We start from the raw sequence: 24,444 nt of genomic DNA, 5'->3' as shown, positions 1-24,444 counted from the left end.
CATGCCCACGATCATCCCCGCCATTGTTGCGTCCTCGCCCACCAATCAGCTCGTTGCCGGCACCATCGAACGCCGCGACGTTGGCCCTGCAGATGTGCGCATCGACATTCGTTGGTCTGGCATCTGCCACTCCGACATCCACACCGTTCAGGGTGACTGGGGTCCGCAGCACTACCCGTTGACCGTCGGTCATGAGATTGCCGGCACCGTCGCCGAAGTCGGATCCGAGGTGACGAAGTTCGCTGTCGGCGACCGCGTGGGTGTCGGATGCATGGTGAACTCCTGCGGCGAATGCGCGAACTGCGTCGCCGGCGAAGAGCAGTACTGCCTGCAGGGCATGACCGGAACCTACGGCGCTGAAGACGTCGACGGCGCGATCACGCAGGGCGGTTACTCCACCGGCATCGTCGTCACTGAGGACTTCGTGCTGCGCGTGCCAGAGGCCATCCCCTTCGAGAAGGCCGCACCACTGCTGTGCGCCGGCATCACCACCTACTCACCGCTGCGGCACTGGAACGCCGGCCCCGGCAAGAAGGTCGCCGTCATCGGCCTCGGCGGGCTCGGTCACATGGCGGTCAAGATCGCGCACGCGATGGGCGCCGAGGTCACCGTGCTCTCGCGTTCGCTGGCGAAGAAGGACGACGCGTTGGCTCTCGGCGCCGACCACTACTTCGCGACCGAGGACCCCGCGACGTTCCGCGCGCTGCGGGGCCACTTCGACCTCATCATCAACTCGGTGTCCGCGACGATCGACATCAACGCGCACCTGAAGCTGTTGGCGCTGGACGGCGCTCTCGTCAATGTCGGACTACCGCCAGAAGCACTGCCGGTGAAGGTGGGCAACCTGATCGGTGGCCGCCGCTCATTCGCAGGGTCCAACATCGGCGGCATCGCCGAGACGCAGGAGATGCTCGACTTCTGCGCCGAGCACGGCATCGCCCCCGAGGTCGAAATCACCTCTGCCGATCAGGTCAATGAGGCCTGGGCGCGGGTGCTCGCAGCCGATGTGCGCTACCGCTTCGTGATCGACGTCTCCACGATCCGCTGACCTGGAGGCTCGGCGTTCGCGAGACGCCAGCGGCTGCGCCGGGCAACATCCTGCGCGTGAGACACCACGTAGGGCATGGTGTCTCATGCGGAAAGTGTGTCGAACGGGCGGACATGGCGCCTCGCGCGGTCAGCCGAGCGCCATCCCGTGGCCCACTTGCCTTACAGGAAAAACACCCATAGAGTTTCCTGCATGGAAAACAATGCTCCGTCCACCCGGGAAGCGCTTGACGCCGTCCATGAGGCGCGGGAGATCAACGCGCAGCGGCTGCGTCGCCCCCGGCGGTACTGGATCATGTTCGGCGGGATACTCGCCGTGTTCGCACTCACGCCGTACACGACGGGCTGGCCGCCCCTGGTTCAGTACCTCGCCCCAGCCGCTCTCATAATCATCATCGGGGTGACGGCGGCGTGGAAGCAGCCGACCGCGGTGCGCAAGATCCGCTTGTCTGGGCGCATGGTGCTCCAGCTCATCGGCTTCGCCGTGGTCGCGGGAGTCATCGTCGGCATCAGCCGAGCCCTGTACTCCGAGCACGGCTGGTGGTGGCTTCCGCTGATCGCGGCGATCGTGCTGTTCGGCTTCGTGGCAGGCATCGGCCCGCGCATGGACCGCTCCTGGGCGCGGCAGGTCAGCCGTGTCGAAGGCTGACGAGGCATCGCTAGGCCTCGACCCCGCCATCCATCCGCTCCCACGTCTGCGGATCTGCGCGCTGCTCGACCCCATCACTGAAGAGGAGTTCGCGACCCTGCGCGATCTGCTCGAGACGTCGGACTCCGCCCTCAGCAAGCAGGTCACCGCGCTTGCGGATGCGGGGTATGTCACTCAGCGTCGGGCGGTCCGCGCAGGCAAGAGCCGGGTCTGGGTGCAGCTCACGGATGCGGGGCGACGTGCGTTTCGTGCGCACGTCGCCGCACTCACTGCGATGACAGAGCGCAGTTAGCGCACCATCACGTACGTCGCGCGTCATGTCCTGCATGAGACACCACGTAGGACGTGGTGTCTCACGCGGAAAACGGTGCGTACAGACGGGAGTGTTGTCTCGCGGCGTCAGCGGGCGACGGCGTCCCGCTTGGGCAACACCCATCCCTCGCGCGGGAAGTGGCAGGTGTACCCGTTCGGGTAGGTGATCAGGTAGTCCTGGTGCTCGGGCTCGGCCTCCCAGAACGGGCCCTCGGGCTCGAGCGCGGTGACTGCAGTGCCCGGCCAGAGGCCTGAGGCATCCACGTCGGCGATGGTGTCGCGGGCGACCTGCTCCTGCTCGGGGCTGAGCGGGAAGATCGCCGAGCGGTAACTCGAGCCGACGTCATTTCCCTGGCGGTCCAGCGTCGACGGGTCGTGAATCTGGAAGAAGAACGCGAGGATGTCGCGGTACGTCGTCTTCGTCGGATCGAAGACGATCTCGATTGCCTCGGCGTGACCGGGGTGGTTGCGGTACGTCGCGTTCGCGTTCTCGCCGCCGGTGTAGCCGACCCGGGTGTCGAGAACCCCGGTCTGACGGCGGATGAGGTCTTCCATGCCCCAGAAGCATCCTCCAGCGAGGACGGCCGTCTCGGCGCCGGGTGTGCGGGTGATTGTTCCGGTATCAGTCATGGTGAACGCTCCTTTTCTGTCATCCAGTCTGACGCAGTTCAGGCGGAGGCGGCGCGTTTGCGCTATGTGAACGCCGAATTCCGGATGTGCCATAGCGTTGCACCATGGCCGAAAACCCGATCGCTGATGCTCTTGTCCTCATCACTGGCGCCGCTCGCGGCATGGGCGAGCTGTATGCCAGACGCGCGATTGCCGCGAACGCGCGCGCCGTTGCGCTCTGGGACATAGACGAGGATGCCGCGACGGCACTGGCCACGGAGCTCGCACGCTCCGGCGTCGGTGTGCGCGCCTACCGGGTGGACGTCTCACGCCACGAGGAGATCGTCGCCGGGCTCGAGCGTGTACGCGTCGACTTCGGCACGCCTGACGTGATCATCAACAATGCCGGCATCGTTCGGGGCGCGCCGTTCTGGGAGCACGATCCTGAGCGCGACATTGAGGCGACCATGCGCATCAACGCGCTGGCCGCGATGTGGCTCACCCGCGAGGTGCTGCCCGCGATGATCGCCGACAGCTCGCGCCCGAAGCGCATCCTGAACATCGCCTCGGCCGCAGGGACACTCGCGAATCCGAACATGAGCGTGTACGCGGCATCCAAATGGGCGCTGATCGGTTGGAGCGAATCGGTTCGTCTGGAACTCGCGGCGCACGGCCATCGGCACATCGCGGTGACGACGTTCTGTCCGAGTTTCGTCTCGACCGGCATGTTCAAGGGTGCGCGCGGTCCGCTGCTGACACCGATCATGACGCCGAGGAGAGCGACTTCGGCGGCGTGGAACGGGATGCTGAAGGGCACACCGATGGTGCTGCGCCCCTGGACGGTGAAACTTGCAATGGCGTTGCGTGGCATCCTGCCCACACGCGCCTGGGATGTCGTCGCCGACAGGGTGTTCAAGGTTTACTCCTCGATGGACAGGTTCACCGGGCGCCCCTGAAGTGCCAGTGTCTGGTGAAGTGTCAGTGTCTCGTGAAGTGCCAGTAATGTTGCTTGCCTACTTCTCACTTTTCATCCACCCACTCTGATCCATCCACGGGAGAACACATGTCGGTTGGTCTACTCGCGGTCGTCGATGACATCCTGGCCGCCGCGCTGAAGGCGTCGGCGAAATCGGCCGGCGTCGTGATCGACGACGCGGCGGTGACGCCGCAATATGTGCAGGGCATCTCGCCGGCGCGCGAACTTCCCGTGGTCGCCAAGATCATGCTCGGCTCACTCGTGAACAAGTTCGTGATCATCATCCCGATCGCGTTGCTGTTGACCGCGTTCGCGCCGTGGGTGCTGCCGTATCTGCTCATCATCGGTGGCACGTATCTCTGCTTCGAGGGCGCGGAGAAGGTGATGGAGTGGTTCGGTTTCCATCACGGCGCCGTGGAAGAGGGCGCACGCAACGAGAACAAGCTGGTGTGGGGCGCCATCCGCACTGACCTGATCCTCTCCACAGAGATCATGCTCATCTCGCTGTCGAATCTGGAAGCGGGGCTCAGCTTCGGGATGACGCTGGCCATCCTCACCGTCATCGCACTGATGATGACCGGCATTGTCTACGGCGCGGTCGCACTGCTGGTGAAGATCGATGACATCGGTCTGAAGATGGCGAAGAACGACTCCCGCCGGGTGCGCCACACGGGTACGCGGATCGTGCGGTCGATGCCGGCGGTATTCCGCGTCATCAGCGTGGTTGGCACCGTCGCGATGCTGTGGGTCGGTGGACACCTGCTGCTCGCGAACCTCGGCGACGTGGGACTGTCGTTCTTCAGCGACCTGCTGCACGGGATCGAGCACTTCCTCGCGCCGCTCGGCGGAGTAATCGCCTGGATCGGCGAGACGCTGGTATCGGCGATCGCAGGGCTCCTGGTTGGCCTCTTGATTGTCGGTGCGATACTGCTGATCGGACGGATGCTCGGCAAGTCGCCGAGCTTCACCGAGGGTGGCGAATCACCGGTGAAGGTGCACGCGTAGAGGTTCTGCTCGCGGGTGCGCCGTCGGGAGCGTGGGCTGACCTGGTGCGCCGGGACGGCCTGGTGCGCCGGGCTGGGTCGGACGGCGACGCGTGAGCGCGTCGATCCGCTCAGGATCCTTGCAGCGGCACGAAACTGTACAGCCCCTGATCCTGCGCATGCCGCGCGTGACCCGCGTGCATGTCTACGACGGTCATCACCCCGGCGACAGGAACGACCAGGCGCCCGCCGTCCGCGAGCTGGTCCACGAGCACATCCGGCAGCGAATTTGCTCCCGCGGAGACCAGGATGCGGTCGAAAGGCGCCTCCTCGGGGAGACCGAGCACCCCCGACTCGGCGTGACGGATCTCGGCGTGACGGATCTCGGCGTGTACGCCCGCTTCGGCCAGTCGCTCTCGGCCGTAATCCACCAATTCTGCGACGATTTCCACGCCGATCACGGAGACTCGTGGGCCCGCGAGCGTGGCGAGGATCGCAGTCGTCCACGCCGAGCCACTGCCGACATCGAGCACCCGGTCGCCGGGTTGCACGTCGAGCAGTTCGAGCATCCGCGCCACGGTCGACGGCTGTGAATTCGTCGCGTCCCAGCCGATCATCACCGGGCGGTCGGCGCCCGCGAGGTGGCGCACCGCGGGTGGCAGAAAGGTCGCCCGCGGTGTCGCGGCCATCGCTTCACGTACGCGGATTGCGGTGGCGGGATCCACTCTGATTCCGACCATATGACGACGCTACGCCGCCAGGGCAAGCCGGGACAGTGGATGTCGCACTCGGGCCGCGCTCGGCGCGACTCGTTCTGCACAGGCCTGCCTGTTTGTGGAGTTATCCACCATTCGTGAATGGCTTCTGATCTGCGGTTTATCTGGCTGACGAATGTCTGTGGCCTCCTGTGTAATAGAGGTATGACATCCCTTGCAGCGGAACTGGAGAACATCGATCGGCAGTTGGCCGACGCGATGACCGGTTCCACCGCGCGTGGGGGCGTGCGGTTGGTGGGTGATGGTGAGCTTGTTGATATCGTGCAGGTCTTGGGGCGTATTCAGCGCCGGTTGGATGGTGCGATCGTCGAAGCCACGGACCGGGTGGTCGAGCGGGATCAGTGTGAACGCGACGCCCGGCTGACGACACAGCTCGGATGCCGTGATGCCGCAGAGCTGCTGCGACGCACGCTCCTCATCGATGGGCCTGCGGCCCGCCGGTACGTGTCAGCGGTGGTAGCCGTGCACCGCGATCTGGACATCACCTCCGGGAATTTGTTACCGGCGCCATTCCCTGAGCTGTCCGCGGCGCTGGCTGCGGGCGCGATGTCGTTGAGTGGATTCCTGGCGTGCACGACACCGCTGCTGAAGGCCAGACGGCTAGGGACCGCGGACCGGTTGGCGGCGGATGCCGTGCTCGCACGCTTCGCGACCGGACGGCCGTTGGACAGCGATGACGCTGATGACGACGCGTCCGGGGCCTGCGAGACGGCACCGCTGCCGACGACGGATGAGCTCGCCGGGCTGACCGCGCACATCATCGACCGCCTCGACCCGGACGGTGCGGAGCCGAAAGACCGGGCGGGCAAGCGCCGCCGGTACTTCACGATCGGGCGCCTCCGCGATGGATCCGTTCCCGTACGTGGGGAGCTCCTTCCGGAAGTCGCCGCCCAGTTGGAGAAGCTGATCGACAGTCTGATGAACCCGAAAGTCGATGACGAGTCCAGTACCGGGGCCGGAGTGCGATTCCGACCCTCCGACGACGGTGCTGACAATCGTGCCGCCAGCGATGGTGCAGCTAGCGATGGTGCTGACGCCGACGACGTCGGTGCCGACAACGCCGGTGGCACCGGCGAAGGTTCCACCGATGACGGTGACCGCTTCGACGCCAAGTACAGCACGGCGACTGATGCCGCGTCCGCGACTGAGGGCGACACGCTCACCGGCCGTGCCGACGGCCTCCCGCCCCACAAGGCCGCCTCGCCCCCACCAGACGCCGCGGACCTGCGCACGCATGCGCAGAAACGGCACGACGCGTTCGCGAGCATCATCATGGTCGCGGCCGCATCCGACGGCATGCCCACCCTCGGCGGCGCCGCACCCACCCTGGTCGTCTCCGTCAGCGCCGAAGATTACCTCGGCCGCACCGGACGGGCAACGGTCGAGGGCGCCGGATACGACGTGCCCCTCGGTGCCGCCGCCCACGCCGCATGCGCGGGCGGTGTGGAGCGTGTGCTGTTCGACGAGAATGGTGCGATCGTGGGCATCAGCACCACTGCGCGGATCTTCAACGCCCGCCAACGCCGCGCGATCGTGCTCCGCGACCGCAAATGCCTCATCCCCGGATGCAACATCCGTGCGGAATGGTGCGAAATCCATCATGTGACCGAACACTCACATGGCGGACCCACCCACACCAGCAACGGGGTACCCCTGTGTTGGCATCACCACCGCACCCTCGACGAACACATCTGGCTGATCCGAATGCGCGACGGGACACCCGAAATCCGCGGACCGAACTGGTGGGACCCCTACGCCCGATGGCGAGCACCACACCTGAACTACACGGCAGTCGACGAAGCCATCGACGGCGAACACGACCTGGCGCGGAACACCTGGTGACGGTGGATGGTTGAGCTTGCGACGAGATCAGCGGGCGAGCCCGAGGAAGACCATCATCGCTCGCTCCACCTCTGCAAGCTGCGCAGTCGACAACCGCCCCACCCGCGCCGCCATGTTCTCCCTGCGCACCGTCGTCGGCTTATCGATCATGACGTCGCTCTCGCGCTCGATCCCAGACCTACGCGTCCTCGGAACGCGCACCCGGAGGAACGGTGCATCGATCAAGTTGCTCGTCAGCGGCAGCACGGTCACGGATGCCGTGCCATCGAACGCCTCGTCCTGAACGATGACCGCGGGCCACGGCGTCGACGACGCTATGCCGCGTTCCACCGTCCAGATCTCCCCCCGAACGCCCGAGGCGTCGCTCATTCGTCGCCCCATGACGCTGAACCCGCACCAATCGGTGCCTGCCCGTCACGGGTCGAGCCAGCACCGGCAAAGTCAGCCCCGGTCAAGTCAGCTCGCGCGACCTCGGCAGCCTGGCGCTTCGCCTCAGCTGTGAATGCCGGTGTCCGCACGTCAAGCACCCACGTCTGCACCGGGCGGTAGCCGCGCTCGCGCATGCGCCTTCGATACTCACTCACTCGCGACTTCACGGTCATGGGTACAGCGTTACATGTAACGATCTGCGATGCAATGGCTCATCTCGATCACGGTCCTACCTCCAGCCAGTCCGGGGTCACTGACCGGAAGAACACGCTCAGCCCACCGGCGAGAATGTTGTCCGGTTCGATGCGCGTCGCGTCGGCGAGGTATGCCATTGCGATCGCACGCTGCCCGCGCGCCCAATGCAACCAGGCAAGGGCGCCGAACAGCGGCGGACGGAAGGGCTCCGGCATGGATGCCACAGTCATGCGCAGAAACTCAATGCCGCGCTGCACCCGCTCCGCATCAGGAATCTCGACCGACTCGCCTCGGAAGAGTTGGTAAGTACGGTCCTTCGGGATGGCATCCACTCGGGCGAGACCGAGCACATATTCATCCAAAGAGACCCCCTCTCGGCGCGCGCCCTCGATGAATCGCCCCTGTTTGCGAAGGACCTCCTCACCCGCGCCGCGCCCGAAGGCGATCTGCATCGCCATGGTCTCGGGGACCGTGGCAAATTCACTGACAAGGATGAGCTGCGCGCGAAGCTCAACGTCGGTGGGCCGCGGAAATTCCGCATCGAGGATCGTCTCGACGACCGGAATCACGAGGGCTGTGGGCCCGTACTCCTCGAATCGTCGCACGATCGATCCGATGTGCCTCGTCGGCACGGCAAAACCGAGCTCGGGCAGGTCGGCGGCGAGGTCCAGCAGGAGCTCGGCGAGCTCGTTGCTGTCCTCCTCCGAGACGAAGGGAAGGTGGATGAGGGGCTCCCCCAGCAGGGTGTCGTGGTCTGTCATACCGCCATCGTTGTTCCCCCACAGGGCCGACAACCGGGCGAAACCCACGAATGGTGCAGAACTCGATGAAACCCAGACCCGTGCAGAGCGAGACGGCGCAGCATCCATCCTCCGGTAATGTTCCGAGTGAACACGCACGTGCTCCGGGGTCGGTGAAATTCCGAACCGGCGGTCATAGTCCGCGACCCAAAGCCCTTCGGGGCTGAGGTTGAACCGGTGAAATTCCGGTACCGACAGTCACAGTCTGGATGGAAGAAGCACAGTGGTGGGCTGCATGCGACGACGCGTGCACCGGCCCTCACTCTCCCTCGGCGGCATCAAAGCCGAATGGAGAATCATGGACGTCCTGCGCTGGCTGGTCGACGCCTTCAACTCGCAATGGATGCTGCCCGGCGGGCAGACCCTGCTGATCCGCGAAGTCGTGGGCAACATCTTCGGCCTCGCGAGTGCGCTCGGCGGCATGCGACGCAAAATCTGGGCATGGCCGGTCGGCATCATCGGCAACCTGCTGTTGCTGACCGTTTTCCTGGGGTCGATCCTCAACCCCGCTCACTCGCTGCCGAACCTGCTCGGACAGGCCGGACGCCAGGTGATGTTCATCGCCGTCGCGATCTACGGCTGGATCCGCTGGCGACAGGCGAAGGCCGACAGCGGGCAGATCACGCCCCGTTGGGCGCCCAACAACGCCCGTGTCGGTCTCGTGCTCGTACTTGTTCTCGGCACCGTCGCGCTCACTCCCCTGTTCCGTGTGCTCGGATCGTACGAGCCGGTCTGGGCGGATGCGTGGACCTTCGTCGGCTCACTGCTCGCGACCTACGGCATGGCCAAGGGCTGGACCGAGTTCTGGCTGATCTGGATTGCCGTCGACGTCGTCGGCGTGCCCCTGCTATTCAGCGCCGGTTACTACGCGACCGGGTTCATGTACGTGTTCTACGGCGTCTTCACCGCGGTCGGATTCTTCGTCTGGTGGCGGGCGCACGCGAACGCCAAACCCAAGATCGACACGATCATGCCGGATCCGCGAGTGGTTTCGCCGGGGCACAATAGTGAGTGATGTTCGACAGCCCGCTCTCTGCCTCCGCCTACGAGGCGCTCGGTGTCGACCCCGCCGCCACCGACGATGAGCTGCGGAAGGCATATCGCCTGAGGCTGCGCCAAACGCACCCCGACACCGGCGGCGACGCAGCGGAATTCATCCAGGTGCAGCGCGCCTGGGAACTCATCGGCACCGCCGAGGGCCGCGCAGCCTATGACCGCGGTCATGGCTTCGGCGCCGGTTATCCCACGGCGCCGGGCCAAGCACAACCCCAGGGACAGAGCTGGAACGGGTGGCAGGTCCCCGTCCCGCGCGCCGACTCTCGCCCCAAGGCACGTGCGTACGGGCATCCGGGTGGGTGGCGTCGCGAGCGCTATCTGACACTCATCCGGGAATGGGCCGGCCACGGCGTCGACGTCCCCGACCCATACGACCCGGCACTCGTGCGCTCCATGCCACGAGAACTGCGTCGCATGCTTGCGGATGCTCTCGCCGAAGAAGAGACGGCACGCACCGTCTCCGACCTCGGCATGGGGTTCACGGTGTGGCACGATGTCGCCGCCGGCGACCGCGGCCGCGACAAGCTCGACCACGTCATCCTCAGCCCGTCCGGCCTGTACGGGGTGCTGTCAGAAGACTTCGGCGAAGTGGTGCGATTCCGCCGCGGAGAGATCATCGGCCGCTCCGTCGACGGCGACGCACCCATCGCAGCCCTCCTCGCGCGCATGCGCGTCATCGCAAAAGCTGCACGTGTCCGCTTTGGCGGCGCGATCATCGTTCTGCCCGACGACGACCTGGATCAGGCGATCACCTCACTCGGTAAAGTCCGTGGAGTCCCGGTCGTGGTCGTCCGCCGCAGCGCCCTGCACACGGTGTTGCGCCGCGGCGTCCCCGGCGCACGAGACATCGGCGGCAACGAGCTGTTCGACGTGCGCACCCGACTGCAGCACACCCTGCGGTTCGTGTGAACGGGTTCACGCTCGACTCCGGCCAGCGTGACCTGCGCGACCGGCTGAACGACATCGCCCAGGATGCCGGCACTCCCCGCAGCCTCTACATCCACGGTCCTGCGGGCCGAGGCAAGACGTGGATCGCAAATACGACGTTCGAAGCGCTGCCGACCTCGCGCAAGGCCCGCGTGCACTTTCATGGGTTCCTCGCCGCTTTGCACCGCTGCATCCACCATCACCGGAGCGACGAGGACGCGCTCGGGCGTGCGATCGACGACATCGCCGGCGACAGCCACGTGTTGTTTTTCGATGAATTCCACGTGCACGACTCCGGCGATGCCCGGCTGCTCACGCGCCTGCTGGATCGGCTTTTCCGCCGCGGTGTGACGGTGATCGCCACATCGAACTACGCACCCGACGACCTGCTGCCGAGCCCGATTTGGCATCACCTTTTCGAACCCGGCATCCGCCTGATCAAGGCAAACATGGACGTGTTTCATCTCGACGGCCCGACCGACTATCGCACGCTCCCGCAGGACCATTCGCGTGGGTTCGCCTCCGGCACGTGGACCACCGCGTCGCCAGCGCGGCATCCGGCTCCGGCTGAGGCAACGACCATCACGGTGCGCGACCGCCAGTTCAGCGTGCTGGCAAGCCGGCCCGATGCGCTGTGGGCGACCTTCGCTCAGCTCTGCGAAGCTCCGATCGCAACCATCGAGTATCTGGAGTGGGCGCGGGTGTACCCGCGGTGGGTGGTGACCGAGGTTCCGACCTTCGCTGCCATCGGCGCGCCAGCGCAGCAGCGGTTCATCAACATGATCGACGTACTGGCCGACGCGGACGTGCCGGTGACGTTCGTCTCACCTCACACACGTGACGCTTTCCTCGCCGGGACGTCAGCGCGGCCGGATGCGTTCCGCATGGTGAGCCGACTGCAACTGCTGCAGTCAGCGGCCTGACGCGAAGCGATCACCGTAAAGCGAAACGATTAGCTAACGCGAAACGATCAGACCACAGCGTCACTGCGAATGCCAAGCAGACTGCCGCCGCCACCATCCGACGGCAAGGGGCGAAAGCCGAGCCGCTGATAGAAGGCACGGGCGTTCGTGTTGCTCGGCGACACTCCGAGGTGCACTCCGGGCACCCCTCGCCCGCGGAGCTCAGCAAGAAGCGCGCGGATCAGGCGTCGCCCCGCCCCCTTGCCCTGCATTGACGGCAATAGGTCGATGTGCAGATGAGCCGGGTACTCATCCAGCTCCTCGATCATCATCCGCTCGGGGTTCAGCCCCATCTCCAGAATGTTCGATGGCTCAAGCGACGAGTATTTCCGCTCGAATCCGGGCAGCCAATCGCGCCGGTAACGGTCTACGAATCCTTGGGTATCGGCGGTGGCGACGACGTACCCTTCAACCCGCTCGCCGGTATCGACGACGAACGTCAAGTCGGGCTCGAAATCGACGTACGGCAGCGCGAAAATATCGGCCAGCAGCTCGTCGCTGCCGTGCATCCCGGTCGCGTCCGCTCCCCCGTTTCCAGTCTTCAAACAAATGTCAGCGACATCGTCGCGATCGGCTTCAAGAAATCGACGAATGTCCGGCATTCCTTCATACTTGCATAGAGCACTGGCCACACCAGAACGAGGAGAAGTACCCGATGACGGACACGGATTCCGCCATCCGACGACGCCTGTCGATTGCACTGGAACACGCCGTCGCAGAAGGGGTCATCCCCGGCGGCGTCTGCATGATCTCACGATCCGGCTCCCCCACGATCACGGCGACTGCAGGGCACACCGCATCCTTCGACGCCACCGGCCAGCCGATCGCCGCTGACGCACCGGAACTGGTCGCTGATGTTCGCCAACCGGTCACGGATGCCACGGTGTACGACCTCGCATCGGTCTCCAAGCTCTATACGTCGATCACGCTGCTGAGCCTGGCAGACAAGGGATTGGTCGATCTCGACGTCAGCGTCGCCGAGTGGCTCCCCGCATACCGCCAGGGCGAGAAATCGGCCGTGACGCTGGCACATCTGCTCAGCCACACGTCCGGCCTGCCCCCGACCAATCCGTATACGTTGCAGCGCAGCGTTCACGGCGAAGGCACCGACCACGTGAGCTGGGTCACGCCGAGCCGCGACGTGCTTCTGGAAGACATTCTGACGCTCCCGCTCGCGCACCCGGTGGGCACCGACAAGGTGTACTCCTGCCTCGGATACATCACGTCGATGGCCGTGGCCGAGGCGGCAACCGGGCTGCCCTGGGCGCAGCTGGTCCGCCAGCACGTGCTGGACCCGCTGCACCTCACCCAGACGACGTTCACCCCCGACAAAGCCCACACCGCGCCCACCGAGCATCAGCCGCACTTCGGCCGCGGAATGGTGCACGGGATCGTCCATGATGAGACCGCGAGCGCACTGGGCGGAGCGGCCGGAAATGCCGGGCTATTCGCTCCGGCACACGACGTCACCATGCTCGGCACGGCTCTCCTCAACGGCCTCCCCGGTGTGCTCAGTACGCAGTCGTTCGAACGCCTCTGGAACGACCAACTGCCTGGTCTGCTCGGCGGGACCGCCGGTCGTGTCGAACAGGAGATCGGTTACGGCCAGAGCCTCGGGCTACGCATCGGACAGACCAGCTGGATGAGCGACGCCGGCCGTCACGCCAGGGGGCACACCGGGTTCACCGGCACGTCGCTCCTGATCGATCGCGATAAGGAACTCGTCGTCGTGCTTCTCACCAACCGTGTGCACCCCACGCGTGATGGAGCGGATGTCACTGCGCTGCGCCACTCGATCAGCACGATCGCATACGAAGCCCAGACCACTGAATAGCGCCCCACTAAATAGCGCCCGACACAACAAAGCCCTTCACAACAGAGCCGAGGAATTTTCTGATGCACGACCCGTCCCTACTCCGTCTGGCTCACAGCGTCCTCTGGCCCGGCTTCGACGGCCTCACCGCGCCCGATTGGCTGATGCACGCTCTTGATCAGGGCCTGGCCGGCGCGGTCTACTTCGAGCAGAACATTTCCCCGTCAGATCCCGAGCAGGTGCGCGCCCTCTCGAAGAGCATCCATGGCGCGAATCCGAACGCACTGATCGGCGTGGATGAAGAGGGTGGCATCGTCACGCGTCTGGAGGCATCCACCGGCTCATCCACACCCGGTAATGCCGTACTCGGCCGGATCGATGACGTCAACATCACCGAACGCACCGCCGCTTGGATCGGTAATCTCGTGGGGGCCGCGGGCATCGACATCAACCTCGCACCGACCGTCGACGTCAACTCCAACCCGCGCAACCCGGTGATCGGAGTCCGCTCGTTCAGCGCCGACACCGACGTCGTGTCCCGGCATGCGGCTGCCTACGTGCGCGGCATCCAGAGCGCAGGAATCGCGGCGTGCCCCAAGCATTTCCCCGGCCACGGCGACACCATGACCGACTCCCACCTGGATGTAGCAACCTCAGACATCACACTGGAAGAACTGCGCAGCATCCACCTGCCCCCATTCCGCGCGGCCATCGACGCGGGCGCAAAGGCGCTGATGAGCGCACACATCCGCGTGCCCGCATTGGGAGATGCTCCCGCCACGCTGAACAGCACCAGCCTGGGCATCGCTCGCGAGCTGGGCTTTGACGGAGTGCTCATCACCGACGCTGTGGACATGGCCGCAATCCGCGCCACTGTCGGGTCCGGCCAGGGAGCCGTCGCGGCGCTGGGCGCAGGCGCAGATCTCATCTGCATCGGTAACCCGGGGCGCGTCTCCGCGGCAGGCGGCCCTCGCATCGACGAGCTCGACTTCACCGAACCGCTGCACGCGGTCTATGACGCCCTCGCATCAGGGGCCCTGTCGGTGGAACGCGTGGAAGAAGCCGCAGCACGCAACGCGGCACTCGCGCTCTGGCGCCACGAGCAGCCCGCTTCCGCCGACGACGCCGGAGTCTTCGACGGGGCTCCCCTTGCCGCACGCGCGGCCGACGTAATCGGCGACGTGCGCCTCGCCCGAGGCACGGTAACGCTGATCGACGCGCGCCCACGCCGCAGCATCGCGGTAGGAGACGCGCCCGATTTCTTCGACGTCGCACTGCGCGAGTTCTTGGAAACTGATCGCGTACCGCTGGGCGGGCTCAGCGACGCGGATGCCGTAGCCAAGGCACGGACCGTACTCGCAGATCGCCCCGGCGAGGTCGTGCTGGTCGTCAATCAGCCGCAGAACAACACCTCTGAAGCATCCGTTCTTGATGCAGTGCTGCAGGCCCGACCGAACACGGTCGTGATCTACGCCGGGTGGCCGGCCAAAACGGCGCCCGCTGCGGGACGCGCCATCGTGACATATGGCGCATCCCGAGCGACCGCCAGAAACGCTGCGCGGCTACTCAGCGGCCAAGCCTGAACCGAGTGCTCAGGCCTGACCGCCAAGTGGTCAGGCCTGAGCGCCGAGCACCTCGCTGAGTCGACCGCCGGCCGCGAGCAGCAGCTGCTCGGCGTCGGCTCGCCCAGTGGCACGCGCGATCATGACTGCGGCAACCGGCACCCGTAACCCGGAATCGGTCAACGTCGTTGCTGCAGTTTCCGCGTCGACACCGGTGATCGTCCTGATCAACCGCTCGGCACGATCGCGCAACTTCTCATTGGTGACGGAAAGATCCACCATGAGATTGCCGTAAGTCTTGCCGAGCCTGATCATGACCCCGGTGGACACCATGTTCAGCACCTGTTTCGTTGCTGAACCGGCCTTGAGTCGGGTGGACCCAGACAGCACCTCGGGTCCGACCGCAACTTCGATCGGCATGTCTACGGCCTCACCGAGGATGGAGTCGAGGTTGCAGGCCAGACCAACGGTCAGCGCACCTACGGCTCGAGCTGCGTGGATCGCTCCGAGCACGTAGGGCGTGCGCCCACTCGCAGCGATACCGAAGACGACATCGAGCTCGGTGACACTCAGCTCAGCAACCGCCGACGCGCCGAGCGCGGCGGAATCCTCAGCGCCCTCCACTGCCGTGAACATCGCCCCGACGCCTCCGGCGATAATCCCCTGCACCTGCTCAGGGTCGGAATGGAACGTCGGTGGACACTCCGAAGCATCCACCACGCCCAGACGACCGGACGTGCCGGCGCCGAAGTACAGCAAGCGCCCTCCTGCGGCGAGGCGTTCTGCCGTAGCATCCACCACCGCTGCGATCTGCGGCAGAGCGGCCGCCACCGCGAGCGGAACGGAAGCCTCGGCCTCGTTCAGCGCGCGCATGGCGTCCACTGTCGAAATGGTGTCGAGGTCGCGATAGCGCTCGTCGATCTGTTCTGTGGCAAGAAGCCCTGGTCGATCGTTGATAGGTGTGCGCTCCTCAGTCGGGTTCGCCGGCAAGCTCATCCCTTCGCCAGACGTCGGCGTGGGTTCGGCGCCGCGGCAAGCAGACGACGTGTGTACTCGTGCTCAGGCGAATCGATCACCTTCCTGCTGGCACCGCGTTCGATCACCTTGCCGTGGTACATCACCAGAGTCTCGGCGGAGTACTCTCGCGCCGAGCCGAGGTCATGCGTGATGTAGAGAACCGCGAGATCTTCGGTCAGTCGCAAGTTGTCGATCAGGTCAAGCATCTCTTTGCGGATGCTGACATCGAGCATCGAGACGGGCTCATCGGCGAGCAGCACCTTGGGCTGCGCCGCGAGCGCCCGTGCGAACGAGATTCGCTGCCGCTCGCCACCGGAGAGCTCGTGCGGGAACCGGTGCAGATAGCGCTCGGCCGGCGAGAGCTCGACCTTGCGCAGCAGTGCCAGGCTCCGTTCCTCGACCTCGTCATCAGACATGCGCCCACCGTGGATACGCAGTGCGCGCCCGAGCGTGTAGCTGACCCGATGCAAAGGATTCAGCGAGGAGAACGGATCCTGCAGTGTCATCTGCACGGTGTGCGTGTACTCGATGAACGCCCGACCCCGGTTCGCCGAGGTCGGTGTGCCATCCAGCAGAATTTCACCAGATGTCAGCGGCATCAGCTGCGCCAGCAGACGCCCGATCGTGCTCTTGCCTGACCCGCTCTGGCCGACCAGGGCGGTGACCTGGCCTGCGCGCAGTTCGAGGGACACATTGTCGACAGCACGGAAGTGCTCCCGGCCGAAAAGCCCCTTACGCTTGTCGGTTCGGAAGTCCTTCACCAGGTTGCGTGCCTCGAGAACCACACGGCCGCGATCGGCAGAGGTGTCGACGGTGTCGGCGGTCATACGAGTGCTCCCAGGTCGGCGAGTGAGGTGAGAAGGTTCTTCGTATATGGATGCCGCGGATCGGCATACACCTCGAGCGCGGGGCCATACTCCACCAGACGACCGCGCTGCATAATGGCGATGCTGTCGGATACTTCCAACAGCAGTGACAGGTCATGCGTCGTGAAGATGATCGCGAAGCCGTACTCGTCGCGCAGCGCCATGATCTGTTCGAGCACCTCGCGCTGAATGAGCAGGTCCAGCGCCGTGGTCGGCTCGTCCATGATGATGACGTCCGGCTCGAGGACCAACGCGATGGCAATTGCCACGCGCTGCTTCATTCCGCCGGAGAGTTCATGCGGGTACGCCGTGATCCGATCGCCGTCGATGCCCACCTTCTCGAGCATCGAGCGGGCGAGCTTCTTACGATCAGCGGCCACCATCTTCGGACGGTGCACACGAAGGACGTCGTCAAACTGCTCACCGATGCGTGTCACTGCGTTCAGTGCGTTCATCGCGCTCTGGAACACGATCGCGATCTCGTCCCAGCGGTAGCGACGAAGTTCCTCGGTCGGAATCGACAGCAGATCGATCTCCTGCGTCGTCTGCTCCTGCCCTGCCCGCGGTTTCGGCTGGCGGTAGTAGGTGATCGACCCGGCGGTGACTTCTGCTGGGCTGCGAAGCAGGCGGGTGATCGCGTTCGTGAGAGTGGACTTTCCGCTCCCAGACTCGCCCGCAAGTCCCAGCAGTTCCCCGCGATGAAGTGTGATCGAGACATCATCAACGGCGTGCACCAACTGCTCGGCCGTGGGGTAGTCCACCTTGAGTCCTCGCACCTCGATGACGGGTACGCCCGGCACATCGATCGGACGAATCTGCGCGGGGAACTCGACCTCGACGCGCTCTTGGGCGCTGTCAGGCGTGACACCGTCGGATGCAGCGGCATCCGGAAGCGTCGCCACCGTCACCGTTTCTGAGCCGGCGATCGCAGCGGCACCGGCTGTGCTCAGCGATGCTGCCTTCGACACCGGCGCTGCCTTGGCTCGGCTCTTGCCCGTGCGCAGACGCGGGTTCGAGTACTCATCGATTCCGAAGTTGATGAGCGCGAGGCCCGCGCCGATGATGGCGATGGCAAGACCTGGAGGTACGAACCACCACCACGCGCCATACAGGAACGCCTGAGAGCTCTGTGCGAAGTAGAGCATCGAGCCCCAGCTCGTGGTGGTGAGCGATCCAAGGCCGAGGAATGACAGCCCGGCCTCCGCGAGAACGGCGCCGATCACCGAGAACAGGAATCCTGACGCGATGAGCGGGAGCGCATTCGGCATGATTTCGGCGAGGATGATGCGCGTGCGCGATTCACCGGTCGCACGGGCCGCCTCGATGAACTCCCGACGGCGCAGCGACATCGTCTGCGCACGCAGCACGCGCGCAGATCCTGCCCATGAGGTGATCGCGATGACAATCGCGACGGAGATCATTCCTCGCGAGGGAAGGTAGCCGGTGAGCACAATGAGCAGCGGCATGCCGGGAACGACGAGGAACACGGAGGTGAGGATGTAAAGCAGGTCATCCGACACTCCGCGGAAGTATCCGCCGATCACACCGACGATGACCGAAACGAGCTGCGAGATGATGCCCGCGAATACGCCCACACCCAGCGAAATCTGGGCGCCGTAGACGAACTGGGCGAAGACATCCTGCCCGGTCTGGGTGGTGCCGAACCAGTGCTCGGCCGAAGGCCCCTGCAGAATATCGGCACTGCTCGACTGGGGCGAGTACGGAGTGAGCAGCGGGCCGAACGCGGCCAGCAGCACGAAGAAGATCACGATGACGAGTCCGGCACGGACCTTGCCTGACGCCGGGATGAAGCGTGAGATTTTCATGGTCAGCCTTCCTGTCGCGTACGCGGATCGAGGAATACGTAGACGATGTCCGCGAAGAGGTTCGCGACGATCACCGCCAGCGAGATGATGAGGAACAGCCCCTGCATCAGGGGGAAGTCCTGATTACCGACGGCCTCAAAGAGCGTGTAGCCGACCCCGGGGTAGTTGAAGATGACCTCGGTGAGCATCGATCCTCCGACGACGGCGCCAAGCGAGAGCGCGAAGCCGGTGACCGAGGGCAGGATCGCATTACGCGCGGCGTAGTTGAGCATCACCATGCGCTTGGGCAGGCCCTTGGCCTCAGCCATGGTCACGTAGTCCTCACCGAGGACCGTGACGGTCATGTTCCGCATGCCGAGGACCCATCCGGCGAACGAGGCCAGGACGATCGTGACTGCGGGGAGGAAGCCGTGATAGAGAACAGAGGAGATGAACTCCCAGTTCCATCCGGGCATGAGCCCTGGCTGATAGGCGTGAGAAACCGGGAACCATCCGAGGTTCACCGACAGGATGAGCACCAGGATGAGTGCCATCCAGAAGTACGGAACCGCGTTGAGGAAGGTCAGCGCGGGAAGTGCGTGGTCGCTCCATGTGCCACGACGCCATGCGAGCACGACGCCCAGGCCGGTGCCGAGGAGGAAGCTGATGATCGTGGTGATGCCGACCAGGCCGATGGTCCAGGGCAGCGCGGTCCAGACGATGTCCGCGACGGGGACAGGGAAGAAGCCGATCGAGAGGCCGAGATCACCGTGTGCCAGGTCAACCAGGTAGTCCCAATACTGCACGTGCAACGGGGCATCGGTGATGCCGTAGCTTTCGGCGATCGCAGCCATGGCTGCCGGGTCGATGCGGCCCTGTAGCTTTTCGACGAGCAATGAGACGGGATCGCCTGGCATGAGCCGTGGGATCAAAAAGTTCATCGTGAGCGCAGCCCAGGCGATGAACACGTACAGCATCACCTTGCGCAGGAGGTACTTCAAGCGGGGACGACCTCTCGGATCGAAACGGAATGGCTGGGGCGGGCGACGCGAAGGCGCCACCCGCCCCAGTCGTGTATTACTTGGCGGGGGTCAGGTTCGTGACGACAAGGAGGTTGTCGGGGAACTGGAACGGTGCGCCCAGTGCGTACGGGTCTTCTGCGGTCGGGAAGCCTTCCCAGCGCTCAGTGTTGTACTGGAACCAGTTCGGCGACTGCAGCATCGGGATCACCGGAAGCTGCTCGACCATGATCTGCTCGAGTCCGTCCAGCGCCTCCTGCTGCGCGGCCGGGTCGACGGTCGATGCGAAGGCTGTGAGGAGAGCATCCGCTTCGTCGTCGTAGTAGCGGTTGTAGTTCGAGACGACGGATTCGCCCGCACCGGTCTTGTACTCGGAGCTCATCATCGACCGGAACAGGGTGTACGGCGTCAGGCCCATCGCGACCGAGGCGATGGTCATCTGATAGTTGCCGGAGTTGCGCGCTTCCAGCCAGGCCTCGAAGGAGACGCCCTGCGGCTCAAGCACGATGCCGACCTCGGCGAGCTGCTCCTGCAGCAGGCTGCTGATCGTCACCCAGTCGACGTAGCTCGACGGAATCTGCAGGCTGTACGACATCTTCTCCCCGGCAGGGGTGGTGCGCACGCCGTCGCTGCCCATGGCGTAGCCCGCCTCGTCGAGAAGCGTGTTCGCGTCATCGGCGTCGAACTCGAATTCGATGTCCGCGTACTCGTCGCTCATGACCGACTCATAGGCAGGCAGTGGCAGACCGGTGGGATGAGCGGCCGGGGTGTAACCCTGCATTGCCACCTCGGAGAGCTGGTCGCGGTCGATCGCCATGCTGATCGCCTCGCGCAGTGCCACGTCATCGAACGGCGCAGACTGCGTGTTCACAAGCAGGTTCACGAGGCCGTCACCGGGGTACCAGTAGGCGCGGTGCTCCGGGTCCTTCTCGATGTAGATCTTTTCGATGTTGGCGACGAAGCCGCCCGACCAGTCGAACTCACCGGCCTGCAGTGAGCTGTTGAAGGTCTGGTCGGAGGATGCCGGGTAGCGAACCTGCTCGACCTCGACCTCGTCCGCGTTCCAGTAGGACTCGTTGGTCTTGAGTGTGTACAGCTGCTGACCGAACTGGTCCAGCACGAACGGTCCGGTGACGACCGGGTTGTCGTTGGTGAACTCGACCGGGTCGACCTCGGAAAACACGTGCTCGGGGACGACGATGGTGTTGGCGAGTGCGGCCTGGAAGGCGAACATCGACTTGTTGAACTTCACAACGGCCGTGTTCTCATCGACCGCTTCTGCAGCGGCAATGTCGAACGCGCCCGCGTTTGCAGCGGGGTTGTCGCGCATCAGGTTGAACGTGAAGGCGACGTCTTCTGCATCGAACGCCTCGCCGTCGGACCAGGTGACGCCCTCGCGGAGTACGAAGGTGGCCTCTGTGCCGTCCTCGTTGAACTCCAGCGACTCGGCCAGCCAGGGCGTGGTCTCACCCGTCGCCATCGGCGTCGCGATCATGAGGGGCTCGTAGAGCATGCCCTTCGTGCCCTGCAGGGCCGTCGGGGCGAACGGGTTGAAGTTCGGCTGGTAGGTGGTGGCCGTGTTCGCGTGAATCGTCAGCGGAGCGACGCCGCCATCATCGGCTACGTCTTCACCGCCAGCGGAGCATGCGGACAGCGCCAGGGCGCCAACAGTGAGTACTGCCGCAAAGCGAAACAGTTTCGGGGCTTTCATAGATGCCTTTCAGTGCGTGTATGAGGTGCGTGGAACTACAGGGAAAACGGTCAGTGTCCGAGATCGGCGCGCAGGACGTCGAACCGGCGAGTGATGTGGAATCCGGAACGAAGGTAGAGGTGACCTGCGGGAGATTCCTCGCCCGTCCAGAGGAACCAGGCGCTCTGGGCACCTTCGGCACGCATCCGCGTGAGGGTGTCGTGCAGCAGCACCTTGCCGAGACCGGTTCCTCGGCAGGATTCGTCGACGCCGTAGGGACCGAATCGCTCGCGCAGGCCGCGGTAGGCGCCGTAGGTCGCGAACCCGACCATCTGGCCATCGGGGTGACGCGCCACTATGACCCGGTCGATGCGGCCGTTCTGCAGGACGGAGTCGCGAACGGCCTCGCCCCAATCTGGAGCCAGCCGCTGCGAGGCGAACGACAGCGTCTCGGGGAGGTCGTCAGGGCCAGCGGCTGCGAAGGAGTACCCCTCGGCGACGCGAGTGGCGCGCAGTTCACGCACTTCTTCCGGCATCGCGTACTCGGACAGGTTGATGCTCATTGCTGCCGCGGTGTACAGCTTCTGGAAGCCGTTCTTCTCGAAGAGCGCGGCAGCTTCGGGGTACGCCTGAGCGTCCAGCCCCGGCACGAAGTACGCCAGCGGGTAGGCAGCGTAGTTGATCCATTTGGCGCCCTTGCCAGCGAGGAAGGACTTCGCGCGACGCAGCAGTTCGGTGCCGATGCCCTGCCGTCGCGCGTGCGGGTCCACACAGCCGATCGTGATCCAGCCGCCGTCCGGGTCGGGGCCGATTCCGCGTCCGGCGCGCACCGCATAGACGAAGCCGAGCACATCATCGGTGTCGGCATCGACCGCGACGATCAGTCCGTCAGGGTCGAAGTTCGGGTCGAGAAGGACAGTGTGCGTGAACCAGTCCGCGCTGATCGCATCGCGAGGCATCGCGACGGCAGTGAGGTCGGCGAGGCGGACGGCGTCGCCGCTGCGGTGCCCACGGTAGGTGACGAGCAAGGGAGTACCCACTTTCTGCGAATCGTTGGTCGACGTGTGACGCGAGCGCTCAGCCGAGCGGCGCCATGCCCCAGGTGCGGCCGGAGGAGAGAGCCACGGCGTAGGGCACGCCTGCGAGGCATCCGCGAGAAATCATCTGAGCCGAGTAGAAGTCGATGTAGCGGAAGCCATAGGTCTCACCGCGGGCGAAAGCCTGGCCGCTGATCGCCGCGGTCCATCGCTGATGCGCCTCTTCGGAAATCTCCACGAACACGTCGCCGTCGTAGCCGGATGCGTCTTCCCAATTCTCGGTGAAAAGCAGTCGTCCGACGCCATGGCGCGCGGTCTCGTTCTTCCAACCAGGCAGCCCAGCGAGGAACCGCGCACGCTCGGCAAGTACCGAGGCGTTCTCGTGGTCAGTGTGCATGCTGTTCTTCCAGTGCGCGAGCAGCATCGACGGCTTGACCTCGCGGATCAGATCGGCGAGGCGCTCAGCGGTCGCATCATCTGCCTTCAGGAATCCGTCGGAGATGTCGTCGAAGATGACGACCTCCGCACCGATCCCCTCGGCGAAGGCACGCGCTTCAGCGATCTTCTGCTCGCGGTACTCCTCGACGGAGAGTCGGGGGTGACCTCGCTCACCGGGAGTGAGGGCGACCAAGACGGAGCGCCCGCCATCGATGACGTTCTGCGCGAGCATCGGACCAGCGGTGAGATCCATATCTCCGATATGGCCGCCGACGGCCATGATCGTCTGAGGTGACACAGTGGTGGTCCTTTGTTCGTTGCGGAAGCGTTGCGGAGTTGTTGCGGTCAGTAAATGAGGGCGGATGCCGGTACCTGCGGCGTCGCGGGGCTCGAGGCGAGAATCGCGCGCTGGTCGTCGCCGGCATGGATCCCCTCGCGCAGTGCCGCGGATCCCCACAGCAGGTCGATGAACGGCGGCCGCCCCGGGTTCGCCGGCAGCCACAGCGACTCGTTCGGGTACAGCTCTGCGATCGTCTGCAGCACCGTGATGCCGGTCGTGATCGGATCAAAGGCTGTGGCATCGCGCAGATGCAGCTGAGCGCCGTGCACCACGTCTCCGTGCCACTTGCTGAACGTCGGGCGGAAGACGGATTCGCGGAAGACGACTCCTGGGAGCTCGCGCTCGTTCAGCGCTGCAGCAAGCCGAGCGTCCGTCCAGGCGGCACCGAACATTTCGAACGGTCGGGTCGTGCCCCGGCCCTCGGAGAGCACGGTTCCCTCAAAGAGCCCGATCGCCGGGAAGACCGTCGCGGTCGTGAGCGTCGGCATGTTCGGCGAGGGCATCACCCAGGAATCGGCGGGATTCTGGCGTTCCCGGTTCCAACCGTCGAGCTCGATGACGTCGAAGTCGGCCGAGCGGCCGGTGGCCTCCGGCACGTGGACTTCGTTGAACCAGCGGCCCAGTTCACCGAGAGTAAGACCGTGCTGCACCGGAATCGACACGCGTCCGACGAAACTCGAGTTCGCGGCATCCAGCCCGGGACCTGTGCGCACGGTGCCGCCAAGCGGATTCGGGCGGTCAAGGACGACGATGCGGATGCCGAGGCGAGCGGCCGAGCAAAGCAGGTCGTACAGCGTCCAGGTGTAGGTGTAGAACCTGACTCCGATGTCTTGGAAATCGACCAGAAGCTGCTCAACGCCCGACTCACGCAGCAGCGCGTCGAGCTTCTCGCCCTCGCAGAGGTACGTGTCGACGACGGGGATGCCGGTCGCAGCGTCGATGCCATCGCCGTCGCTCTCGCCCGCTTGCACTGCGCCCCAGTAGCCGTGTTCAGGAGTGAAGATCGTGGTCAGTGCGATGCCCGCGTCGATCAGCGCATCCACGCCACGGCGCAGGTCTGCGGTGACGCCGGTGTAGTTGGTGCAGATGCCAGTGCGACCCGCGCCGATCAGCCCTGGCTGGGCGAGCACTCGGCTCAGACCAGTCGCAACAGACCTTGACTCAACGACCTCAATCACGAGGACCCCTCCACTCACCATCGACCGATGTAAGCAGATTACGCATGTTTGATGATTTGTGTCAATCCTTTACAAATACGGCGAGTCGGGTGCACCTGCCGCGGCGAGCAGCCCGA

The 24,444-nt window shown here is 65.0% G+C and carries 25 protein-coding genes and 1 riboswitch; of the genes, 11 read left to right on the top strand and 14 right to left on the bottom strand.

Annotated features, from left to right (window positions below; genetic code table 11):
* Window position 1 precedes the first annotated feature (1 nt).
* The 3 genes from ACSU1G_RS24945 (at window position 2) to ACSU1G_RS24935 (ending at window position 1,988) form a co-directional block, all read left to right on the top strand.
* Window positions 2-1,048 carry an NAD(P)-dependent alcohol dehydrogenase gene (locus ACSU1G_RS24945; RefSeq protein ID WP_439282730.1) on the top strand — a complete coding sequence of 349 codons (1,047 nt, stop codon included), beginning with the start codon at window positions 2-4 and terminating at the stop codon, window positions 1,046-1,048.
* A gap of 192 nt (window positions 1,049-1,240) precedes the next feature.
* Entirely contained in the window at window positions 1,241-1,696 is a 456-nt protein-coding gene (locus ACSU1G_RS24940; protein ID WP_439282729.1) for a hypothetical protein, read from the top strand.
* Window positions 1,683-1,988, top strand: a complete 306-nt coding sequence (locus ACSU1G_RS24935) for a transcriptional regulator (protein ID WP_439282728.1) — start codon at window positions 1,683-1,685, stop codon at window positions 1,986-1,988. The genes ACSU1G_RS24940 and ACSU1G_RS24935 overlap by 14 nt, the downstream gene beginning before the upstream one ends.
* Before the next feature lie 107 nt (window positions 1,989-2,095).
* On the opposite strand, the gene msrA is transcribed toward ACSU1G_RS24935, so the two are convergent.
* Complete coding sequence (gene msrA / locus ACSU1G_RS24930) at window positions 2,096-2,638, bottom strand: peptide-methionine (S)-S-oxide reductase MsrA (RefSeq protein WP_439282727.1); 543 nt, start codon at window positions 2,636-2,638, stop codon at window positions 2,096-2,098.
* Between the two features lie 104 nt (window positions 2,639-2,742).
* Between msrA and ACSU1G_RS24925 the strand changes: the two genes are divergently transcribed.
* Window positions 2,743-3,573 (top strand): SDR family NAD(P)-dependent oxidoreductase, encoded by an 831-nt coding sequence (locus tag ACSU1G_RS24925; RefSeq protein ID WP_439282726.1) that lies wholly within the window; start codon window positions 2,743-2,745, stop codon window positions 3,571-3,573.
* Window positions 3,574-3,680: 107 nt separating this feature from the next.
* Window positions 3,681-4,598, top strand: coding sequence for a DUF808 domain-containing protein (locus ACSU1G_RS24920; protein WP_439282725.1), 918 nt, complete (start codon window positions 3,681-3,683; stop codon window positions 4,596-4,598).
* 109 nt (window positions 4,599-4,707) lie between these two features.
* Here the strand turns inward: ACSU1G_RS24920 and ACSU1G_RS24915 are convergent, their stop codons facing one another.
* Entirely contained in the window at window positions 4,708-5,316 is a 609-nt protein-coding gene (locus tag ACSU1G_RS24915) for a protein-L-isoaspartate O-methyltransferase family protein (protein WP_439282724.1), read from the bottom strand.
* Window positions 5,317-5,496: 180 nt separating this feature from the next.
* Here ACSU1G_RS24915 and ACSU1G_RS24910 point away from each other — a divergent pair, with 180 nt between their 5' ends.
* On the top strand, window positions 5,497-7,194 hold the full coding sequence (locus tag ACSU1G_RS24910; RefSeq protein WP_439282723.1) for a DUF222 domain-containing protein: 1,698 nt from the start codon (window positions 5,497-5,499) through the stop codon (window positions 7,192-7,194).
* Between the two features lie 27 nt (window positions 7,195-7,221).
* Here the strand turns inward: ACSU1G_RS24910 and ACSU1G_RS24905 are convergent, their stop codons facing one another.
* Genes ACSU1G_RS24905 through ACSU1G_RS24895 form a run of 3 tightly spaced genes read right to left on the bottom strand, consistent with a single transcriptional unit; the run spans window position 7,222 to window position 8,579 of the window.
* Entirely contained in the window at window positions 7,222-7,563 is a 342-nt protein-coding gene (locus ACSU1G_RS24905; protein ID WP_439282722.1) for a type II toxin-antitoxin system PemK/MazF family toxin, read from the bottom strand.
* Window positions 7,560-7,796, bottom strand: a complete 237-nt coding sequence (locus ACSU1G_RS24900; protein ID WP_439282721.1) for an antitoxin MazE-like protein — start codon at window positions 7,794-7,796, stop codon at window positions 7,560-7,562. The genes ACSU1G_RS24905 and ACSU1G_RS24900 overlap by 4 nt, the downstream gene beginning before the upstream one ends.
* A gap of 48 nt (window positions 7,797-7,844) precedes the next feature.
* The gene (locus ACSU1G_RS24895; RefSeq protein WP_439282720.1) at window positions 7,845-8,579 is read right to left on the bottom strand and encodes a hypothetical protein; all 735 of its coding nucleotides are present in this window, start codon (window positions 8,577-8,579) and stop codon (window positions 7,845-7,847) included.
* A 135-nt stretch (window positions 8,580-8,714) separates the two neighbouring features.
* Window positions 8,715-8,843, top strand: a riboswitch (FMN riboswitch).
* Window positions 8,844-8,916: 73 nt separating this feature from the next.
* On the opposite strand from ACSU1G_RS24895, the gene pnuC reads away from it, so the two are divergent.
* Genes pnuC through zapE form a run of 3 tightly spaced genes read left to right on the top strand, consistent with a single transcriptional unit; the run spans window position 8,917 to window position 11,524 of the window.
* Window positions 8,917-9,633: a nicotinamide riboside transporter PnuC gene (gene pnuC / locus ACSU1G_RS24890; RefSeq protein WP_439283119.1), complete on the top strand. Its 717-nt coding sequence runs from the start codon at window positions 8,917-8,919 to the stop codon at window positions 9,631-9,633.
* Complete coding sequence (locus ACSU1G_RS24885; RefSeq protein ID WP_439282719.1) at window positions 9,633-10,583, top strand: J domain-containing protein; 951 nt, start codon at window positions 9,633-9,635, stop codon at window positions 10,581-10,583. The genes pnuC and ACSU1G_RS24885 overlap by 1 nt, the downstream gene beginning before the upstream one ends.
* Window positions 10,580-11,524, top strand: a complete 945-nt coding sequence (gene zapE, locus ACSU1G_RS24880; RefSeq protein ID WP_439282718.1) for a cell division protein ZapE — start codon at window positions 10,580-10,582, stop codon at window positions 11,522-11,524. Before ACSU1G_RS24885 ends, zapE begins: the two co-directional genes overlap by 4 nt.
* A gap of 47 nt (window positions 11,525-11,571) precedes the next feature.
* Here the strand turns inward: zapE and ACSU1G_RS24875 are convergent, their stop codons facing one another.
* Window positions 11,572-12,165: a GNAT family N-acetyltransferase gene (locus ACSU1G_RS24875; protein ID WP_439282717.1), complete on the bottom strand. Its 594-nt coding sequence runs from the start codon at window positions 12,163-12,165 to the stop codon at window positions 11,572-11,574.
* Window positions 12,166-12,218: 53 nt separating this feature from the next.
* Between ACSU1G_RS24875 and ACSU1G_RS24870 the strand changes: the two genes are divergently transcribed.
* Window positions 12,219-13,397, top strand: coding sequence for a serine hydrolase domain-containing protein (locus ACSU1G_RS24870; protein ID WP_439282716.1), 1,179 nt, complete (start codon window positions 12,219-12,221; stop codon window positions 13,395-13,397).
* Between the two features lie 62 nt (window positions 13,398-13,459).
* Window positions 13,460-14,959 carry a glycoside hydrolase family 3 protein gene (locus tag ACSU1G_RS24865; RefSeq protein WP_439282715.1) on the top strand — a complete coding sequence of 500 codons (1,500 nt, stop codon included), beginning with the start codon at window positions 13,460-13,462 and terminating at the stop codon, window positions 14,957-14,959.
* A 30-nt stretch (window positions 14,960-14,989) separates the two neighbouring features.
* Here the strand turns inward: ACSU1G_RS24865 and murQ are convergent, their stop codons facing one another.
* From murQ to ACSU1G_RS24825, 8 genes are all read right to left on the bottom strand, one after another.
* Window positions 14,990-15,934, bottom strand: a complete 945-nt coding sequence (gene murQ, locus ACSU1G_RS24860) for an N-acetylmuramic acid 6-phosphate etherase (protein ID WP_439282714.1) — start codon at window positions 15,932-15,934, stop codon at window positions 14,990-14,992.
* Window positions 15,931-16,782: an ABC transporter ATP-binding protein gene (locus tag ACSU1G_RS24855; protein ID WP_439282713.1), complete on the bottom strand. Its 852-nt coding sequence runs from the start codon at window positions 16,780-16,782 to the stop codon at window positions 15,931-15,933. The genes murQ and ACSU1G_RS24855 overlap by 4 nt, the downstream gene beginning before the upstream one ends.
* Window positions 16,779-18,647, bottom strand: coding sequence for a dipeptide/oligopeptide/nickel ABC transporter permease/ATP-binding protein (locus ACSU1G_RS24850; RefSeq protein WP_439282712.1), 1,869 nt, complete (start codon window positions 18,645-18,647; stop codon window positions 16,779-16,781). The genes ACSU1G_RS24855 and ACSU1G_RS24850 overlap by 4 nt, the downstream gene beginning before the upstream one ends.
* A 2-nt stretch (window positions 18,648-18,649) precedes the next feature.
* Window positions 18,650-19,627, bottom strand: coding sequence for an ABC transporter permease (locus ACSU1G_RS24845; RefSeq protein ID WP_439282711.1), 978 nt, complete (start codon window positions 19,625-19,627; stop codon window positions 18,650-18,652).
* Window positions 19,628-19,703: 76 nt separating this feature from the next.
* The gene (locus ACSU1G_RS24840; protein WP_439282710.1) at window positions 19,704-21,356 is read right to left on the bottom strand and encodes an ABC transporter substrate-binding protein; all 1,653 of its coding nucleotides are present in this window, start codon (window positions 21,354-21,356) and stop codon (window positions 19,704-19,706) included.
* Window positions 21,357-21,406: 50 nt separating this feature from the next.
* Complete coding sequence (locus tag ACSU1G_RS24835) at window positions 21,407-22,375, bottom strand: GNAT family N-acetyltransferase (RefSeq protein WP_439282709.1); 969 nt, start codon at window positions 22,373-22,375, stop codon at window positions 21,407-21,409.
* Between the two features lie 37 nt (window positions 22,376-22,412).
* Window positions 22,413-23,108, bottom strand: coding sequence for a PIG-L deacetylase family protein (locus tag ACSU1G_RS24830; RefSeq protein ID WP_439282708.1), 696 nt, complete (start codon window positions 23,106-23,108; stop codon window positions 22,413-22,415).
* Between the two features lie 47 nt (window positions 23,109-23,155).
* The gene (locus tag ACSU1G_RS24825; RefSeq protein WP_439282707.1) at window positions 23,156-24,280 is read right to left on the bottom strand and encodes an exo-beta-N-acetylmuramidase NamZ family protein; all 1,125 of its coding nucleotides are present in this window, start codon (window positions 24,278-24,280) and stop codon (window positions 23,156-23,158) included.
* Window positions 24,281-24,444: the final 164 nt, after the last annotated feature.

The sequence above is a fragment of the Microbacterium sp. A93 genome (genome assembly GCF_051842835.1).
This window is presented reverse-complemented; position numbering and strand designations above follow the sequence as displayed.

Bases quoted from the DNA above. Each gene is read 5' to 3' on its own strand.
- ACSU1G_RS24945 (WP_439282730.1), top strand. From the start codon at position 2: ATGCCCACGATCATCCCCGCCATTGTTGCGTCCTCGCCCACCAATCAG.
- ACSU1G_RS24940 (WP_439282729.1), top strand. From the start codon at position 1,241: ATGGAAAACAATGCTCCGTCCACCCGGGAAGCGCTTGACGCCGTCCAT.
- msrA (WP_439282727.1), bottom strand. From the start codon at position 2,638: ATGACTGATACCGGAACAATCACCCGCACACCCGGCGCCGAGACGGCC.
- ACSU1G_RS24925 (WP_439282726.1), top strand. From the start codon at position 2,743: ATGGCCGAAAACCCGATCGCTGATGCTCTTGTCCTCATCACTGGCGCC.
- ACSU1G_RS24920 (WP_439282725.1), top strand. From the start codon at position 3,681: ATGTCGGTTGGTCTACTCGCGGTCGTCGATGACATCCTGGCCGCCGCG.
- ACSU1G_RS24915 (WP_439282724.1), bottom strand. From the start codon at position 5,316: ATGGTCGGAATCAGAGTGGATCCCGCCACCGCAATCCGCGTACGTGAA.
- ACSU1G_RS24910 (WP_439282723.1), top strand. From the start codon at position 5,497: ATGACATCCCTTGCAGCGGAACTGGAGAACATCGATCGGCAGTTGGCC.
- ACSU1G_RS24905 (WP_439282722.1), bottom strand. From the start codon at position 7,563: ATGAGCGACGCCTCGGGCGTTCGGGGGGAGATCTGGACGGTGGAACGC.
- ACSU1G_RS24900 (WP_439282721.1), bottom strand. From the start codon at position 7,796: ATGACCGTGAAGTCGCGAGTGAGTGAGTATCGAAGGCGCATGCGCGAG.
- ACSU1G_RS24895 (WP_439282720.1), bottom strand. From the start codon at position 8,579: ATGACAGACCACGACACCCTGCTGGGGGAGCCCCTCATCCACCTTCCC.
- pnuC (WP_439283119.1), top strand. From the start codon at position 8,917: ATGGACGTCCTGCGCTGGCTGGTCGACGCCTTCAACTCGCAATGGATG.
- ACSU1G_RS24885 (WP_439282719.1), top strand. From the start codon at position 9,633: ATGTTCGACAGCCCGCTCTCTGCCTCCGCCTACGAGGCGCTCGGTGTC.
- ACSU1G_RS24875 (WP_439282717.1), bottom strand. From the start codon at position 12,165: ATGCCGGACATTCGTCGATTTCTTGAAGCCGATCGCGACGATGTCGCT.
- ACSU1G_RS24870 (WP_439282716.1), top strand. From the start codon at position 12,219: ATGACGGACACGGATTCCGCCATCCGACGACGCCTGTCGATTGCACTG.
- ACSU1G_RS24865 (WP_439282715.1), top strand. From the start codon at position 13,460: ATGCACGACCCGTCCCTACTCCGTCTGGCTCACAGCGTCCTCTGGCCC.
- murQ (WP_439282714.1), bottom strand. From the start codon at position 15,934: ATGAGCTTGCCGGCGAACCCGACTGAGGAGCGCACACCTATCAACGAT.
- ACSU1G_RS24855 (WP_439282713.1), bottom strand. From the start codon at position 16,782: ATGACCGCCGACACCGTCGACACCTCTGCCGATCGCGGCCGTGTGGTT.
- ACSU1G_RS24850 (WP_439282712.1), bottom strand. From the start codon at position 18,647: ATGAAAATCTCACGCTTCATCCCGGCGTCAGGCAAGGTCCGTGCCGGA.
- ACSU1G_RS24840 (WP_439282710.1), bottom strand. From the start codon at position 21,356: ATGAAAGCCCCGAAACTGTTTCGCTTTGCGGCAGTACTCACTGTTGGC.